The 16,522-nt window shown below is 73.5% G+C and carries 12 protein-coding genes, 3 tRNA genes and 1 pseudogene; 6 read left to right on the top strand and 10 right to left on the bottom strand.

Translation table 11 applies throughout. From position 1 onward, the window contains the following. Positions 1-4 precede the first annotated feature (4 nt). Both ABZ719_RS08205 and ABZ719_RS08200 read right to left on the bottom strand, forming a co-directional pair. A complete protein-coding gene (locus ABZ719_RS08205) occupies positions 5-937 on the bottom strand; it encodes a sensor histidine kinase (protein WP_366724378.1) in 933 nt (310 codons plus the stop codon). After that, a complete protein-coding gene (locus tag ABZ719_RS08200; RefSeq protein WP_366724377.1) occupies positions 934-1,302 on the bottom strand; it encodes an STAS domain-containing protein in 369 nt (122 codons plus the stop codon). Before ABZ719_RS08200 ends, ABZ719_RS08205 begins: the two co-directional genes overlap by 4 nt. 226 nt (positions 1,303-1,528) lie before the next feature. On the opposite strand from ABZ719_RS08200, the gene ABZ719_RS08195 reads away from it, so the two are divergent. Continuing rightward, complete coding sequence (locus ABZ719_RS08195; RefSeq protein WP_366724376.1) at positions 1,529-2,335, top strand: ANTAR domain-containing protein; 807 nt, start codon at positions 1,529-1,531, stop codon at positions 2,333-2,335. 89 nt (positions 2,336-2,424) lie between these two features. Further along, the gene (locus ABZ719_RS08190; RefSeq protein WP_199811557.1) at positions 2,425-2,598 is read left to right on the top strand and encodes a hypothetical protein; all 174 of its coding nucleotides are present in this window, start codon (positions 2,425-2,427) and stop codon (positions 2,596-2,598) included. 202 nt (positions 2,599-2,800) lie between these two features. Here ABZ719_RS08190 and ABZ719_RS08185 read toward each other — a convergent pair. The 3 genes from ABZ719_RS08185 to ABZ719_RS08175 all read right to left on the bottom strand — a co-directional run bounded on the left by ABZ719_RS08185 (position 2,801) and on the right by ABZ719_RS08175 (position 3,236). Then, a tRNA-Ile gene (locus ABZ719_RS08185) sits at positions 2,801-2,874 on the bottom strand. A gap of 211 nt (positions 2,875-3,085) precedes the next feature. Further along, positions 3,086-3,158 (bottom strand) — tRNA-Asn (locus ABZ719_RS08180). A 5-nt stretch (positions 3,159-3,163) separates the two neighbouring features. Next, a tRNA-Asn gene (locus ABZ719_RS08175) sits at positions 3,164-3,236 on the bottom strand. Positions 3,237-3,380: 144 nt separating this feature from the next. On the opposite strand from ABZ719_RS08175, the gene ABZ719_RS08170 reads away from it, so the two are divergent. The 4 genes from ABZ719_RS08170 (at position 3,381) to ABZ719_RS08155 (ending at position 9,112) form a co-directional block, all read left to right on the top strand. Continuing rightward, on the top strand, positions 3,381-3,683 hold the full coding sequence (locus ABZ719_RS08170) for a YtxH domain-containing protein (protein WP_366724375.1): 303 nt from the start codon (positions 3,381-3,383) through the stop codon (positions 3,681-3,683). 73 nt (positions 3,684-3,756) lie between these two features. Beyond that, entirely contained in the window at positions 3,757-5,232 is a 1,476-nt protein-coding gene (locus ABZ719_RS08165) for an FGGY family carbohydrate kinase (RefSeq protein ID WP_366724374.1), read from the top strand. A 218-nt stretch (positions 5,233-5,450) separates the two neighbouring features. After that, complete coding sequence (locus tag ABZ719_RS08160; protein WP_366724373.1) at positions 5,451-7,184, top strand: ABC transporter ATP-binding protein; 1,734 nt, start codon at positions 5,451-5,453, stop codon at positions 7,182-7,184. Continuing rightward, entirely contained in the window at positions 7,184-9,112 is a 1,929-nt protein-coding gene (locus ABZ719_RS08155) for an ABC transporter ATP-binding protein (protein WP_366724372.1), read from the top strand. Before ABZ719_RS08160 ends, ABZ719_RS08155 begins: the two co-directional genes overlap by 1 nt. A 61-nt stretch (positions 9,113-9,173) precedes the next feature. On the opposite strand, the pseudogene ABZ719_RS08150 reads toward ABZ719_RS08155, so the two are convergent. The 5 genes and pseudogenes from ABZ719_RS08150 to ABZ719_RS08130 form a co-directional block, all read right to left on the bottom strand. Beyond that, a pseudogene (locus ABZ719_RS08150) lies at positions 9,174-10,468 on the bottom strand (RNA polymerase sigma factor). 234 nt (positions 10,469-10,702) lie between these two features. Next, positions 10,703-12,619, bottom strand: a complete 1,917-nt coding sequence (gene dnaG, locus ABZ719_RS08145) for a DNA primase (protein ID WP_366724371.1) — start codon at positions 12,617-12,619, stop codon at positions 10,703-10,705. A 38-nt stretch (positions 12,620-12,657) separates the two neighbouring features. Beyond that, positions 12,658-13,923, bottom strand: coding sequence for an FAD-dependent oxidoreductase (locus ABZ719_RS08140; protein ID WP_366724370.1), 1,266 nt, complete (start codon positions 13,921-13,923; stop codon positions 12,658-12,660). Between the two features lie 270 nt (positions 13,924-14,193). Further along, a complete protein-coding gene (locus ABZ719_RS08135) occupies positions 14,194-15,564 on the bottom strand; it encodes a deoxyguanosinetriphosphate triphosphohydrolase (protein WP_366724369.1) in 1,371 nt (456 codons plus the stop codon). Positions 15,565-15,688: 124 nt separating this feature from the next. Then, the gene (locus ABZ719_RS08130) at positions 15,689-16,510 is read right to left on the bottom strand and encodes a sirohydrochlorin chelatase (RefSeq protein WP_366724368.1); all 822 of its coding nucleotides are present in this window, start codon (positions 16,508-16,510) and stop codon (positions 15,689-15,691) included. Positions 16,511-16,522: the final 12 nt, after the last annotated feature.

Genomic DNA, 16,522 nt, shown 5'->3' with positions numbered 1-16,522 from the left:
GGGCTCAGGGGGTGAGCCAGGCGCGGACCGTGGTGCCCTCGCCGCCGGCGTGCAGGCGGACGAGGTCGGCCAGCAGGTTGACCATCAACAGGCCGCGTCCGCCGCGCTGGTCGCGGGCCGCGGGCCTGCGCCCGGCCAGCGGGTCCGCCAGGCGCCCCGCGTCGCGCACCTCGCACAGCACCTGGCCGTCCGCGGCCCACACCCGCACCTCGCCCCGGCCGCCGCCGTGCACCACGCTGTTGGTGGTCAGTTCGGCCGCCACCAGCGCGAGGTCCTCCAGCCGGGTCCCGGTCAGCCCGAGCCGCGCGCCCTCGGCGACGGCGACGTGCCGCGCCTGCGAGAGGGTCTCGGCGGTGAAGCGGAAGGCCAGGGCCTGCGGGGCGGCGGGCAGCGGCTCGTTGTACCGGTCGACGACGTCCGCCGGGTCGTACGCGCCGCTGGCCCGCTCGCCCGCGGCACCGGCGGGGATGACCACGGGGTGGGTGGCGTGCGCGTCGGCGAGGACCCGCTCGTCCAGGCGTACGGCGTCGTAGGGGCACAGGATGGTCACCTCGCGGCCCTCGAACGCCGCGTTGATGAGCGCCTCGTGCTGGGCGCAGGCCGGGTACTCGGCCGGGCTGCGTCCGGCCCAGATCGGCTCGCCGATGATGCGCACCCGGCGGCCGGAGGGCTGGGCGTCGGCGAAGGCACGCAGGACACCGGGGATGATCCGCCCGGGATTGCGGCCGGCCTCCCGCATGTCCAGCAGCCGCACCTGCCGTGCGGCGGCGCCCAGTTCGGCCTCGATCAGTCTCAGGTTCTCGCCCGGGACGGCGACGGCGACCGGCTCACCGGCCTCCAGCGCGGCCCGTACGAAGGGCACGGTGCCGGCGAGGTACTCCTGCTCGTCGCGGTAGAAGAGAGCGGGGTGGACGAAGGGGCGGGCCGTCGCGGTCACGAGGCCGTCACCTCGATCCCCGGCAGTCCCGGCCAGAACAGCTCCAGCAGCCGGGGCAGCGCGGGCGGCGGACGGTGCAGCACCATGCGGCGGCCGGGCCCGAGCCGCCGGGCGGCGTCCGCGAGCGCGCCGGCGCCGGCCACGTCGACGAACGTCACGTCCGAAAGCTCCAGGCGGTACACGTCCTCACCTCCGCTCAGCGCCTGTTCCAGCACGCGCTCCCATACCCCTCGGGTGGCCAGGCTCACCTCGCCCGCCGCCCGCACCCCCGCGCGCCCGGCCAGCGGGGACACCGCCAGCACGGGTGCGGCGGTGTCCGCGAGAGCAGGGTCCGGCGATGCCGGCTCACGGTAAGGAAGGTCCACGCCGTCTCCCTGTCGCCCCTGAACGGTCGTCGACGAACGGGAGAACAGTACGCCCTGGGGCCGCCGCCATGTGTAGGGAGCCGCCCACCGGGCAGGCGGACGTCAGCGCCGCCGGTGACCGAGCGGCCCCGCGCCGTCACGCGCGGTCCCGCACACCGGCGCCAGGACCGTGGCAGCACGGGCACGGCCGGGACGGAACAAGGCGGGGACGGAACAAGGCGGGGACATGACCTCAGCGGCACCAGCACCTCTCGCTCGACGGCTCAGCGCACTGGCCCGCACCCTGACCATCGGTGTCCGCACGGACCCGGACGGCCGGGCCTCGCTCACCCCGCGCGGGGAACTGGTCCACGGCTGCGCGGACGTCCTGGCCACGACCCTGGCCCGCCTGCCCGCGGGAATGGGCCGCGTCGACCTGGACATGGCCGCCGTGACGTTCATGGACTCGGCCGGACTGGAGTTCCTGGACGTCCTCGACGCGTACGGCCGCACGGCGCCCGCCCGGGTGACGGCGACCGGCTGGACGGGGCAGCCGCGCCGGGTGCTGGAACTGGCCGGCCTGGACACCACCGACCCGCTCGGCCGCACCGTCCCGCCGCCCCGCGAGCCCGAGTCCTGCGAGCAGGCACCCGCCACGGAGGCGCCCACCGCGGATCCGCCCCTCGCGCGCGCCCGCCGCACGCCCGCGCTGCCCGCGCCGGTGCCCTCCGCCGTGGCCGACGAGCGCACGGAGCGGCTGCTGGAGCTGGAGGAGGAGGTGCGGCAACTGCGCCGTGCCCTCGTCTCCCGGCCGGTGATCGACCAGGCGCGCGGCATCCTGATGGCCGCCCACGCCTGCACCCCGCAGCAGGCCTGGGACATCCTCCGCGAGGCCTCCCAGCGGTCCAACACCAAGCTGCGGACGGTGGCCGCCGCGGTCACCGCGGGAGCGCAGCCGGACGGCCCCGCTCCCCCGGAGGAGATCCGCGCGGCGCTGCGTTCGGCGGTCGTACGGACGACGGGCACCGGTCCGGCCGGTCCCGTGGCCCGCTGACGAGGAGCCCTGGGGCGCGCGGACGTTCCGTTCCGGGCCGGGACGGGTACCCGGCGGGGCGAGTGGCCACCCCGTCCGCAGGAGTCACCATGCGAGAGCACACCCCCTCCCAGGCCGAGGGCGAGCGGGACGACAACGACGCCCGGCGCACCGCCGAGGCCCCGGACACGCCCTACCCGACGCCTTCCCAGGCCGAGGGCGACCGCGACGACCTCCCGGAGACGGCCGACGCCGCCGACGCGGAGGACGGCCGCCGCCCGTGAGTTCCTGACCCGCCGTCCACGGGCCGCCCCGCGGCCGGCCCGGCTCACGGCCGGGCCCGTCCCGGGATCCGTGCCCCGTCGCCCTGGCCCGGGCGGGTACCGTCCTGACCCGAGCGAGTGAACGAGGGCCGCCGCATCAGCGCGGCGACCCTCGCGTTCGCGTCCTCGCAGGTAGAAACGCTTCTGCCCGCGTAACGCCCGGTGGGGCGGGTGGGACTCGAACCCACGGCCGACGGATTATGAGTCCGCTGCTCTAACCGGCTGAGCTACCGCCCCGTCCGGCGCGTCGCGTACACGTGTGCGCGCCGTCTGCCGCAGCATAGCCGCTCATACGATCTCCTGCTTCGCCATGGTCGCTCGCTGCGGTCCTTCCTGACCTTGAGGACTCCTGCGAGGTCACGGCGGTTCCCCCGAACACAGGTTTGGCGGGTACCCGTGCCCGGAGCCGGACATGAAAAAGGACCCCGAAGGGCCCTCGTTCAGCATGCTCCCCCGACTGGACTCGAACCAGTAACCTGCCGGTTAACAGCCGGCTGCTCTGCCAATTGAGCTACGGAGGACCGAGCTCCCCCGACTGGACTCGAACCAGTAACCTGCCGGTTAACAGCCGGCTGCTCTGCCAATTGAGCTACGGAGGAATGCCTCGTCGCATCGAACGCGTCTTCCGGGGTAGTCCCCGGGGAGCGCGCGCTCGCTGCGACACATACATTAGCGCAAGCAGGGGGGTGCTCCGCCAATCGGTTCCCCCGGGCTCCGACGTCGAGGCAAGGAAGGGTGGCACCATGCGCTACCGGCTCGTGTTCATCGCAGGGCTGGCCGTGGGTTACGTACTGGGCACGAAGGCGGGACGTGAGCGCTACGAGCAGCTCCGCAAGTCCGCGCGCCAGGTGGCGCAGAACCCGGCCGTGCGCAACACCGCGGAGACCGCCGCGCAGCAGGGGAGGCAGTTCGCGGGCAAGGCGTACCACGCGGTGAGCGAGAAGGTCGGCGACCGCGTCCCGGACTCGGTCGCCCAGCGGGTCCGCTCCCTGCGCGAGCGCACGGGCCGCGACGGCGCCGACGACTGGGGCACCAGCAACACGTGACGCGCCGCCGGTTCCCCCGGCGACTTCCCGCCCCCGGCCCGGGCGGCCGCGGCGATGCGGCAGAATTTTCGGCATGGGGATAGTCGCCGGGTTGGACAGTTCGCCCGATTTCACTCGCATCGTGGTCTGTGACACGGACACGGGCGCCGTGCTCCGGCAGGGCTACGCGCCGCATCCGGTGGAGAGCCCCGAAGGAGGGGGGCGCCCCGCCGACGTCGATCCACAGGCCTGGCTGCTGTCGCTCGGGGAGGCCGCGGGCGGCGGACTGCTGGAGGGCGTGCAGGCGATCGGCGTCTCCGCCCAGCAGAACGCGCTGGTCCCGCTCGACGCGCAGGGCGGCACGGTCCGCCCCGCGCTGGTCGGCGGCGACCGGCGGGCCCAGGTCTCCGCGGCGGATCTGGTCGACTCGCTCGGCGGCCGGGAGGCGTGGGCGCAGGCGGTCGGCTGTGTGCCGCAGGCCGCGCAGCCGGTGACGAAACTGCGCTGGCTGGCGAAGAACGAGCCGGAGGCGGCCGGCCGGGTCGCCGTGCTGATGCAGGCGCACGACTGGCTGGTGTGGCAGCTGCTGGGCCGTCCGGTGCGGCGCACCACCGACCGCGGCGGCGCCTCCGGCACCGGCTACTGGTCCGCCGCCACCGGCGCCTACCGCCCCGATCTGGTCGAGCTGGCGCTCGGCCACCAGGCGGTCCTGCCCGAGGTGATCGGCCCGGCCGAGGCGGCCGGTACGACGCCGGAGGGACTGCTGATCTCGGCCGGGACCGGGGAGACCATGGCCGCCGCCTTCGGTCTGGGACTGGGGCTCGGGGACGCGGTGGTCTCGCTGGGCGCCTCGGGGTCGGTGATGGCCGTGCATCCCGAGGCGCTGGTGGACCAGACCGGGATGATCACCTCGCTGGCCGACGCGACCGGCATGCACCTGCCGGTGGTCACCACGCTGAACGCCGTACGGGCGCTGCGCGGCACCGCCGAACTGCTGGGGCTGCCCGACCCGGAGGCCCTGTCCGAGCTGGCGATGAAGTCGACCCCGGGTGCCCACGGGCTCGTCCTGCTGCCGTACCTGGAGGGCGAGCGGACGCCCGCGCTGCCGCACACCGCCGGGACGCTGGCGGGTCTGCGGCGCGAGTCGATGAAGCCGGAGCACCTGGCGCGGGCCGCGTTCGAGGGCATGCTGTGCGGGCTCGCGGACGCGCTGGACGTGCTGCGCGGCCGGGGGGTGGAGGTGCGGCGGGTCTTCCTGCTCGGGCAGGCCGCCGAGCTGCCCGCGGTGCAGGCGGCGGCGCCCTCGCTGTTCGGCGCGCAGGTCGTCGTGCCGCAGCCCGCGGACTACGCGGCGATCGGTGCCGCCCGGCAGGCGGCCTGGGCGCTCGGCGTCTCGCAGGGCACCCTCGATCCGCGCACCCCGCCGGCCTGGCAGGGCGCGGCCGCGCAGGTCCTGGAGCCCGGTGAGGACCTGGCGGTGGGCCAGGCGGTCCGTCAGCAGTACGTGGCGGTGCGGGAGCAGACCCATCCGGGTGCCTTCACCGCGCAACCCGGTACGTTCACCGCATGAGCCGCAGATCGGACAAACAGCAGAAAGCATCTGCGGACAACCGCACGTACGACGAAACGGGACCCCTCGCACGGTCTCCCGGCTGACGGCGCGTCGGCCGGGAGGCGGCGCCCCGCGCTTCCATCGGGTTAATCAGTTGAGGTAACGCGGGTGGAGTGTCCGACGATAGGTGCCAGGGGACACCGACCGCCCCCACCGCCGACTCCGAGAGACCCAGCGTGCTCATACGACTTCTGCGGACCTATCTCAGGCCCTACAAGAAACCCATCACCCTCCTGGTGCTGCTGCAGTTCCTGCAGACCTGCGCCACCCTCTACCTGCCCACCCTGAACGCCCACATCATCGACAAGGGTGTGGTGAAGGGCGACACGGACTACATCCTGACGTTCGGCGCCGTGATGATCGCCGTCTCGCTGGTGCAGGTGGGGTGCAACATCGGCGCCGTGTACTACGGCGCCAAGACCGCCTCCTCGCTCGGCCGGGACGTGCGGGCCGCCGTCTTCGACCGCGTGCAGTCCTTCTCGGCGCGCGAGGTCGGCCAGTTCGGCGCGCCCTCGCTCATCACGCGTACGACCAATGACGTCCAGCAGGTACAGATGCTGGCCCTGATGACGTTCACCCTGATGGTGTCGGCGCCCATCATGTGTGTGGGCGGTGTCGTCCTGGCCCTCGGTCTGGACGTGCCGCTGTCGGGGGTCCTGGTCGCCGTCGTACCGGTGCTGGGCATCTGCGTGACGCTGATCGTGCGCCGGCTGCGCCCGCTGTTCCGGTCCATGCAGACCCGCCTGGACACGGTGAACCGGGTGCTGCGCGAGCAGATCAGCGGCAACCGCGTCATCCGCGCCTTCGTCCGCGACGAGTACGAGAACGGCCGCTTCCGCGAGGCCAACGGGGACCTGACCGAGATGTCCCTGGCCACCGGCCGGATGCTCGCCCTGATGTTCCCGATCGTGATGACGGTGGTCAACCTGTCGTCCATCGCGGTGGTGTGGTTCGGCGCGCACCGCATCGACAGCGGGGGGATGATGATCGGTGACCTCACCGCGTTCCTGGCCTACCTGATGCAGATCGTGATGTCCGTCATGATGGCCACCTTCATGTTCATGATGGTGCCGCGCGCGGAGGTCTGCGCCGAGCGTATCCAGGAGGTCCTCTCCACCGAGTCCAGCGTCGTGCCGCCGCTCACGCCGGTGCGGGAGCTGCGCCGCCACGGCCACCTGGAGCTGCGCGGGGCGGGCTTCCGCTACCCGGGTGCCGAGGAGCCCGTGCTGCGAGCCGTCGACCTGGCCGCCCGCCCCGGCGAGGTGACCGCCGTCATCGGCTCGACCGGCAGCGGCAAGTCCACCCTGCTGGGCCTGGTCGCCCGCCTGTTCGACGCGACGGAGGGTGAGGTCCTGGTCGACGGCGTGGACGTGCGGACGGTGGACGCGAAGCTGCTGGCGAAGACCGTCGGCATGGTGCCGCAGAAGCCGTACCTGTTCGCCGGCACGGTCGCCACCAACCTGCGCTACGGCAACCCGGACGCCACCGACGAGGAACTGTGGCACGCGCTGGAGGTGGCGCAGGCCAAGGACTTCGTCGGCAGGCTGGAGGGCGGGCTCGACGCGCCCATCGCCCAGGGCGGCACCAACGTGTCCGGCGGCCAGCGCCAGCGCCTGGCCATCGCCCGCACCCTCGTGCAGCGCCCGGAGATCTACCTCTTCGACGACTCCTTCTCCGCGCTCGACTACGCCACCGACGCGGCCCTGCGCGCCGCGCTGGGCCGCGAGACCGCCGAGGCGACCGTCGTCATCGTCGCCCAGCGGGTGGCGACCATCCGCGACGCCGACCGGATCATCGTCCTGGACGAGGGACGGGTCGTCGGCACCGGCCGCCACCACGAGCTGATGGCGGACAACGAGACGTACCGGGAGATCGTGCTCTCCCAGCTGACGGAAGCGGAGGCTGCCTGATGGCCGGGCCGATGGGGCGGATGATGGCCGGGGGCTCCCCGGACAGCCGCTCGATGGACTTCAAGAAATCGGGCAAACGGCTGATCAGCCAGTTCAGACCCGAACGGGCCACGATCGGGATCCTGCTGGCGTGCGTGGTGGTGAGCGTCACCCTCAGCGTCGTCGGGCCGAAGATCCTCGGCAAGGCCACCGACCTGGTCTTCGCCGGCATCATCGGCCGGCAGTTCCCGGCCGGCATGACCAAGGACCAGACCCTCGCCTCACTGCGCGCGCACGGCCAGGGATCGGTCGCCGACATGCTCAGGAGCACGGACTTCACCCCCGGCCAGGGCATCGACTTCGGTGCCGTCGGCGAGGTCCTGCTGTTCGCGCTGGGCACGTTCCTCGTCGCCGGTCTGCTGATGGCGGTGGCGACCCGGCTGGTGAACCGGTCGGTCAACCGCACCATGTTCCGGATGCGCGAGGACGTGCAGACCAAGCTGTCGCGGCTGCCGCTGTCGTACTTCGACAAGCGCCAGCGCGGTGAGGTGCTCTCCCGCGCCACCAACGACATCGACAACATCGGGCAGACCCTGAACCAGTCGATGGGCCAGCTCATCAACTCGCTGCTGACCATCGTCGGCGTGCTCATCGTGATGTTCTGGGTCTCCTGGCTGCTGGCGCTGGTCGCGCTGGTCACCGTGCCGCTGTCGTTCGTCGTGGCGACCCGCGTGGGCAAGCGGTCCCAGCCGCACTTCGTGCAGCAGTGGCGCTCCACCGGCAAGCTGAACGCGCACATCGAGGAGATGTACACCGGCCACGCCCTGGTGAAGGTGTTCGGCCGGCAGGAGGAGTCGGCGCAGCAGTTCGCCGAGCAGAACGAGGCGCTGTACGAGGCCGGGTTCAGGGCGCAGTTCAACAGCGGCATCATGCAGCCGCTGATGATGTTCGTGTCGAACCTGAACTACGTGCTCGTCGCGGTCGTCGGCGGCCTGCGAGTCGCCTCGGGCACGCTGTCCATCGGCGACGTGCAGGCCTTCATCCAGTACTCGCGGCAGTTCTCGATGCCGCTGACGCAGGTCGCGTCGATGGCGAACCTGGTGCAGTCGGGCGTCGCCTCGGCCGAGCGGGTCTTCGAACTCCTGGACGCCGAGGAGCAGGAGGCGGACCCGGTGCCCGGCGTGCGGCCGGAGGAACTGCGCGGGCGTGTCGCGCTGGAGAACGTGTCGTTCCGCTACGAACCGGACAAGCCGCTCATCGAGGACCTGTCGCTGAAGGTCGAGCCGGGCCACACGGTCGCCATCGTCGGCCCGACCGGCGCGGGCAAGACCACGCTGGTCAACCTGCTGATGCGGTTCTACGACGTCACCGGCGGACGGATCACCCTGGACGGTGTGGACATCGCCCGCATGTCGCGCGACGAACTGCGCTCGGCCATCGGCATGGTGCTCCAGGACACCTGGCTGTTCGGCGGCACCATCGCGGAGAACATCGCCTACGGCGCCTCCCGCGAGGTCACCCGCGGGGAGATAGAGGAGGCGGCGCGGGCCGCGCACGCCGACCGGTTCGTCCGGACGCTGCCCGACGGCTACGACACGGTGATCGACGACGAGGGCACCGGGGTCAGCGCCGGTGAGAAGCAGCTCATCACCATCGCGCGGGCGTTCCTGTCCGACCCGGTGATCCTCGTCCTGGACGAGGCGACCAGTTCGGTCGACACCCGTACCGAGGTGCTGATCCAGAAGGCGATGGCCAAACTCCAGCACGGCAGGACGTCGTTCGTCATCGCGCACCGGCTGTCCACCATCCGGGACGCCGACACCATCCTCGTCATGGAGAACGGCGCCATCGTCGAACAGGGCGCCCACGCGGAACTGCTGGCCGCCGACGGGGCCTACGCACGCCTGTACAAGGCGCAGTTCGCGCAGGCGGTCGCCGAGGTCGACTGAGCGGGCCGAGGGACACGCGACGGGGGCCGCTGCCCGGGTTCGCCCGGGGCGCGGCCCCCGTTCAGTCCAGGTAGCCGCGCAACTGGTCGGCGAAGGTGTGGTCGCGCAGCTTGCTGAGGGTCTTGGACTCTATCTGGCGGATCCGCTCCCGGGTCACGCCGAACAGCCGCCCTATCTCCTCCAGGGTGCGCGGGCGCCCGTCCACCAGGCCGTAGCGGAGCTGGACGACCTTGCGCTCGCGCTCCCCCAGCGTGGACAGCACGGCCGCCAGGTGCTCGCGCAGCAGCAGGAACGCCGCCGACTCCACGGGGGAGGCGGCGTCGCCGTCCTCGATGAGGTCGCCGAGGGCGACGTCGTCCTCCTCGCCGACCGGGGCGTGCAGGGAGACGGGTTCCTGCGCGAGGCGCAGCACCTCGCTCACGCGCTCGGGCGGCAGTTCCAGCTGGGCGGCGACCTCGGCCGGGGTGGGCTCGTAGCCGCGCTCCTGGAGCAGGTGGCGCTGCACCCGGACCACCCGGTTGATCAGTTCGACGACGTGGACGGGCACGCGGATGGTGCGCGCCTGGTCGGCCAGCGCCCGGGACATCGCCTGGCGGATCCACCAGGTCGCGTACGTGGAGAACTTGTAGCCGCGGGCGTAGTCGAACTTCTCCACCGCCCGGATCAGCCCCAGGTTGCCCTCCTGGACCAGGTCCAGCATGGTCAGCCCGCGGCCGACGTACCGCTTGGCGACCGAGACCACGAGCCGCAGGTTGGCCTCGATGAGCCGCCGCTTGGCCATCCGGCCCAGGACGACGAGCCGGTCCAGGTCGACGGCGAGACCGCTGTCGAGGTCGGGTGTGCTGCCGAGCTTCTCCTCGGCGAACAGCCCGGCCTCGACGCGGCGGGCGAGTTCCACCTCCTCGGCCGCGCTGAGCAGCGGGATGCGGCCGATCTCCCGCAGGTACTGTCGGAACAGGTCCGCGGAGGGCCCGCCGCTCTCGGCCCGCGCGGGCGCGGCGGCCGGTCCGCCGGGCTCGGGGGCGTCGGCCTCCGGCTCACCGGTGGGCGGCTCCTCGGCCCCGGCGGTGGGCGGCTCCTCCGCCTCGCCCGGATCGGCCGCCTCCGGGTGGTGCGCGACCCGGTCCTGCGGGGGCACGGCCGCCCCGAGGACGAGGTCGGTGGCGCTGTCGGTAGGGGTGAGGGTCTGGGTCTGCACGCGGGCGACCTCCAGGGTGATCGCTGCTGACCTGTGCCGCAGCGCTGCTCGGGGGCAGGGGACGACGGCCTCGCCGCTGTCCGTCCGTACGCGAGGAGCACGACCGCCGGGAGAAGCTCCGTGGGGACGGACCGGCCGCGCTCCGAGAACTCGGGCACCGGCCCCCAGTGTGGAGTACGACACATCGCCGCCACGAGGGGCGTGCGGTGACTTTTTGCATCCGGTCCGTTACGAGGCGGATATCCGGGTCGTCCGACGGCGGATCGGCCGAGCGGCGCCGCGAGTGCGGCGGGCCGTCGGCACCCGGCGGTGGCGGCGCGGCTCCGGGCGATCACCGGCCGCCTCGGGATCACCCCGCCCGGGCAGTCCTCACCGCAGTGGCCCGGGGTCTCTCACAGCGCCGCCGCGCCCTTCACCGCCAGTGCCTGGTCGTACTGCTGGAGGATCCACAGTTCGTTCTGGGCGGCGGCCAGGTGGGCCGGGTCGCCGCCGGTGCCCAGGCGGGCGACGGTGCTGTTGAGGTCGCGGATGCGGCGTTCGACCGCGCGGCGGCGGACGCGGACCAGGACCTCGCCCGCGTACATCTCGTCGACCACACGGCGCATGATCGCCTCCACGGCCAGCTCGGTGACCATGGCGCGGACCGTGTCGTCGGGGGCGGCGTCCCGGACGCGGACCAGGTACTCCTGCGGGTCGGCCGTCCCGTACTCGGCGCCGCCCGCGTCCTGGATCGCCTGGCGTACGGCCGCGTAGGGCGGGGCGGTGAACTCGTCCACGCCGTAGGCGTCGAAGGCCGGGGAGACCAGCTCGGGCCGCTGGAGGGCGAGCTTGAGCAGCTCCCGCTCGGCGGCGTGGACGGGGTTGCGCAGGGTGAGCGCGGGGCCGCGGGGGGCGGCGGGCTGGGCGGGGGCGTGCTGCTGCGGGCCGCGCTGCTGCCGGTCGGGGCCCGGCCCGCCGCTGCGGCCGGAGCCGCGCTCGCGGGCCCAGCGGGCCAGTTGCGCGACCCGCTTGACCACGAACTGGGTGTCGAGGATGCCGAGGAGCCCGGCGAGCTGGACGGCGACCTCGTGCTGGGCGCCGCTGTTCTTGATCCGGGCGACGACCGGCGCGGCCTCGTCCAGGGCGGCGGCGCGGCCGGCCGGGGTGTCCAGGTCGTAGCGGGCGACGATCTGGCGCAGCGCGAACTCGAAGAGCGGGGTGCGCGGCTGGACCAGGTCGGTGACAGCCTCGTCGCCCTTGGCCAGGCGCAGCTCGCAGGGGTCCATGCCGTCGGGGGCGACGGCGATGTACGTCTCGGCGGCGAACTTCTGGTCGTCCTCGAAGGCCCGCAGCGCGGCCTTCTGCCCGGCCGCGTCGCCGTCGAAGGTGAAGATGACCCGGGCGCTGCCGTTGTCCATCAGCAGGCGGCGGAGGATCTTGATGTGGTCGCCGCCGAAGGCGGTGCCGCAGGTCGCGATGGCGGTGGTGACACCGGCGAGGTGGCAGGCCATGACGTCGGTGTAGCCCTCGACGACGACCGCCCGGGAGGCCTTGGCGATCTCCTTCTTGGCCAGGTCGATGCCGTAGAGGACCTGGGACTTCTTGTAGATCGGCGTCTCGGGCGTGTTGAGGTACTTCGGGCCGGTGTCCGCCTCGTGGAGCTTGCGGGCGCCGAAGCCCACCACCTCGCCGCCGATGTCGCGGATCGGCCACATCAGCCGGCCGCGGAAGCGGTCGATGGGGCCGCGGCGGCCCTCCTGGGCGAGCCCGGACAGGAGCAGTTCCTTGTCGGTGAAGCCCTTGCCGCGCAGGAAGCGGACGAGGTGGTCCCAGCCCTGCGGGCTGTAGCCGACGCCGAAGTGGAGCGCGGCGGCCTGGTCGAAGCCGCGCTCGGCGAGGAAGACCCGGCCGGTCTCGGCCTCGGCGCTGCTCGCGAGCTGTTCGGCGTACCAGTCGGCGGCCAGTTTGTGCGCCTCGACCAGGCGGATGCGCTCGCCGCGCTGGTGGGCGGGGTTGTAGCCGCCCTCCTCGTAGCGCAGGGTGATGCCGGCCTGGGCGGCCAGCCGCTCGACCGCCTCGGAGAAGGTGAGGTGGTCGACCTTCATCACGAACGTGATGGTGTCGCCGCCCTCCTGGCAGCCGAAGCAGTGGAAGAGTCCCTTGCTCGGGCTGACCTGGAAGGACGGCGACTTCTCGTCGTGGAACGGGCACAGGCCCTTGAGGTTGCCCCCGCCCGCGTTCCGCAGCTGGAGGTACTCGGACACCACGGCGTCGATCGGGACCGCGTCCCGTACCGCCTTCACGTCCTCGTCGTTGATCCGTCCTGCCACGCGTGAATTCTACGGGGGCCCTCGGACATCCCCGTGCGTCAGGAGGCGAGGGTGTCCAGCGGCACGTGCGGGTCGGCCAGCGCCTCGGTGTCCACCTGCGTCTTCGTGCGGATCAGGTGCTGGATCGGGTCCGTGACGTCCCACACGTTGACGTTCATCCCGGCCAGCACGCGGCCCTCCTTCACCCAGAACGCGATGAACTCGCGCTTGCCGGCGTCGCCGCGGATCACCACCTGGTCGTACGAGCCCGGGGGCGCCCACCCGCTGTACTCCATCCCGAGGTCGTACTGGTCGGAGAAGAAGTAGGGCACGCGGTCGTAGGTGAGGTCCTGGCCGAGCATCGCGCGGGCGGCGGCCGGGCCGCCGTTGAGGGCGTTGGCCCAGTGCTCGACGCGCAGCCGGGTGCCGAACAGGGGGTGCGGGAAGGCGGCCACGTCGCCGGCGGCGAAGATGTCGGGGTCGGCGGTGCGCAGCCGTTCGTCGACGACGATGCCGCCGCCGTGCGCCCGGTCGGCCACCTCCAGGCCGGCCGCCTCGGCGAGCGAGGTGCGCGGGGCTGCGCCGATCGCGGCGAGCACGTCGTGGCAGGGGTGTTCCTCGCCGTCGTCGGTGCGGGCGGCCAGCACCATGCCGTCCTGGCCGACGATCTCGGTCAGCCGGGCGCCGAAGTGGAATCGGACGCCGTGCTCGCGGTGCAGCTCGGTGAAGAGCTGGCCCAGCTCGGGGCCGAGCACGCCGTGCAGCGGGGTGGCGGACGGCTCGACGACGGTGACCTCCGCGCCGTACCCGCGGGCCGCCGCGGCGACCTCCAGGCCGATCCAGCCGCCGCCCGCGATCACCAGGTGGCCGTTGTCCCGGCCGAGGTGGGTCAGGACGTTCTTCAGGCGCTCGGCGTGCGCGAGGCGGCGCAGGTGGTGGACCCCGGCGAGGCCGGTGCCGGGGATGTCCAGCCGACGCGGCTCGGCGCCGGTGGCCAGCAGCAGCTTGTCGTAGCGCACGTGGGTGCCGTCGTCACCGTAGTGGACGGTCCTGGCGGCGCGGTCGATCGCGACGACGGTCTGGCCGAGGTGCAGCTCGACGTCGTGGCGCGCGTACCAGGCGGGTTCCTGCACGAAGACGCTGTCGCGTTCCTCCTTGCCGAGCAGGTAGCCCTTGGACAGCGGCGGGCGCTCGTAGGGGTGGTCGCGCTCGTCGCAGATGAGGATCACCCGGCCGCTGAACCCTTCCGCGCGCAGCGTCTCGGCCGCCTTGGCGCCGGCCAGACCTCCTCCGACGATGACGAATGTCTGATCCGCGTCGACCACTTGATGCCTCCTGCCGGGGGTCTGGGGGGTGTCCCCCAGGGGAACTGCGGGTGTGCCGCCACAGGCGAGCGTCCCGCACGGAGCGTGATGCGGGAAGAGGGAGTGGCCCGATCAGGCCACGCAGGGTCACCTCCGGGCGCCGGGCCCGGGCTCAGCGGTCACCCTCGTCCCACGGGTGACAGCGGTATCACGGGGGTCCGTAAGAGTTGACAAAAGGGGACCGCGAGCCGGGCGCCCCTTTTGTCCGCGGCTCCGAGCGCGCTGTCGGTTTCATGCCGTCATGCCTGCCCCCGTGAGACGTGCGTGAAGCGAGCGGGCCGAGACATCGGTGAGGGAGGCGATCTGGTCGACGATCACCCGCTTGCGGGCGCGGTCGTCGCCGGCCCGGCCGAACAGGGCGCGGAACTGCGGGTCGAGGCCCTCGGGGGCGCGCGCGGTGAGCGCCGCGGCGAGTTCGGCGACGACGATCCGCTGGTCGGCGCGGAGTCTTTCCTGCTCGGTGCGCTGCATGACGAACCGGTCGGCGACGGCCTTGAGGACGGCGCACTCCATTCGGGTGCTTCTCGGCACGACCAGCTCCGCGCCGTACCGGGTGAGCCGGCCGCCGCCGTACGCCTGCCGGGTGGCGCCCTCGGCCGCCAGGCAGAAGCGGCCGATGAGCTGGCTGGTGGCGTCCTTCAGCCGGGCCTGGGCCACGGCGGAGCCGTCGTACCCGTGCGGCCACCACTCCTGGTCGAGGAGGCGGTCCAGGGCCTCGGCCAGCTCGGCGTGGTCGGTGTCCGCCGGGACGTAGCGGCCGACGGCGGCGGCGAAGACGGCCCGGCGTTCGGGGGCGGCTCTCAGGCAGCCGGGGTCGATGTGGCCGGCGTGCAGACCGTCCTCCACGTCGTGCACCGAGTACGCCACGTCGTCGGACCAGTCCATGACCTGGGCCTCGAAGCAGGTGCGCGTGCCGGGGGCGCCCCGGCGCAGCCAGTCGAAGACCGGCCGGTCGTCCTCGTAGACCCCGAACTTGGGTGAGGCGGGGTCGGTGGGGTGGGCGCCGCGCGGCCACGGGTACTTGGTGGCGGCGTCCAGGGCGGCCCGGGTCAGGTTGAGTCCGACGCTGACCGGCTCACCCGAGGCCGGGCCGGTGACGAACCGCTTGGGTTCGATGCGGGTGAGCAGGCGCAGCGACTGGGCGTTGCCCTCGAAGCCCCCGCAGTCGTGCGCGAACTCGTTGAGCGCCTGCTCGCCGTTGTGGCCGAAGGGCGGGTGGCCCAGGTCGTGCGAGAGGCAGGCCGCCTCCACCAGGTCGGGGTCGCAGCCCAGAGCGGCGCCCAGCTCGCGGCCCACCTGGGCGCACTCCAGGGAGTGGGTGAGCCGGGTGCGGGGGCTGGCGTCCCACGCGCCGGCGGTCTGCGGGACCTCGTCCGGCGTGACGACCTGGGTCTTGCCGGCCAGCCGTCTGAGCGCCGCGGAGTGCAGCACCCGCGCGCGGTCGCGCTGGAACGCGGTCCGCCCCGGCCGCTTGTCCGGCTCGGCCGCCCAGCGCTCGACCGACCCCGGGTCGTAGCCCACGGGCGGCACATGGTTCTCGTACGGCGGCGCTGCCTCGGGGGCCGGCCCTGCCGTCCCCGCGGTCCCATCGATCCCTTCCATGCCTCGACAGTAGGCGCCCCCACCGACAACCGGACGTCACGGTCCGCTCACGGCGGGCGGCGTCGGGCGGCCGGCGGGACGGCCGCGGGCTCGTCCGGGCCGAGGGGGCGGGCCGGGCCGGGGCTCAGACGGGGACGAGCGCGGCGCGCGCCGGGGCCGGGGCGGGCGTGAGGATCTGGTCGTAGCGGTGGAGGACCAGGCGGGCCATCGCCGGGTGCGCGCCGAGCGGGGCCGCGGCCGGACCGGGTGCGGCGGCGGCGCACTCGGTGGCGAAGCGGCCGGGGGCGGTGAAGCAGGAGGCGACGGCGACGCGGTGCCGGCCGCGGGCGGCCAGCGCGCGTACGGCCTCCGGGACGGTGGGCGCGGCGGCGGAGGCGTAGGCGGGGACGACGGGTACGCCGAGGCGGTCGGACAGGAGCCGCGCGGTGCGGCGGGTGCCGGCCGCGGACTCGGGGTCGCGGGACCCGGCGGCGGCCAGCACGACCGCGCTCGCGCGGCGGGCGGCCGCGTCGGCCGGCGGACGCCAGCCCGCCTCGGTCAGCCGGGCGTGCAGCGCCTGCGCGAGCAGCGGGTGCGGGCCGAGCGGCGCGGCCACGCGCGTGCGGGCCGCTGCCGCCGCCGCCATCTCGGGGATGTCCCGCTTGACGTGGTGGCCGCGCCCGAACAGCAGCGGGACGAGCACCGCCTCGGACCGGCCGAGACGGGCCAGGGTGTCGGGCAGCGGCGGTTCGTCCAGTTCGATGTGCCCGAGGCGCACGGCCAAGGAAGGGCGCAGGGCGCGGACGCGCTCCATGAGGGCACGCACGGTGCTCACCGCGCGCGGGTCGCGGCTGCCGTGCGCCACGAGGACGAGGGCGGGTGGGGCGGTGGTGGAGGGGCCGGGGGCGGGTCGGGCCGTGGGCGGTGGGACGGGGCCGGCTGGGGCGTGCGGGAGCGAGGCCGTCATGGGGGGATCCTC

Origin of the sequence: Streptomyces sp. NPDC006743, assembly GCF_040703815.1 — a bacterium.
In the GTDB taxonomy this organism is placed as follows: Bacteria; Actinomycetota; Actinomycetes; order Streptomycetales; family Streptomycetaceae; genus Streptomyces.
Note: the sequence above shows the minus strand (reverse complement) of the source record. Positions and strands in the feature narration are given on the sequence as shown.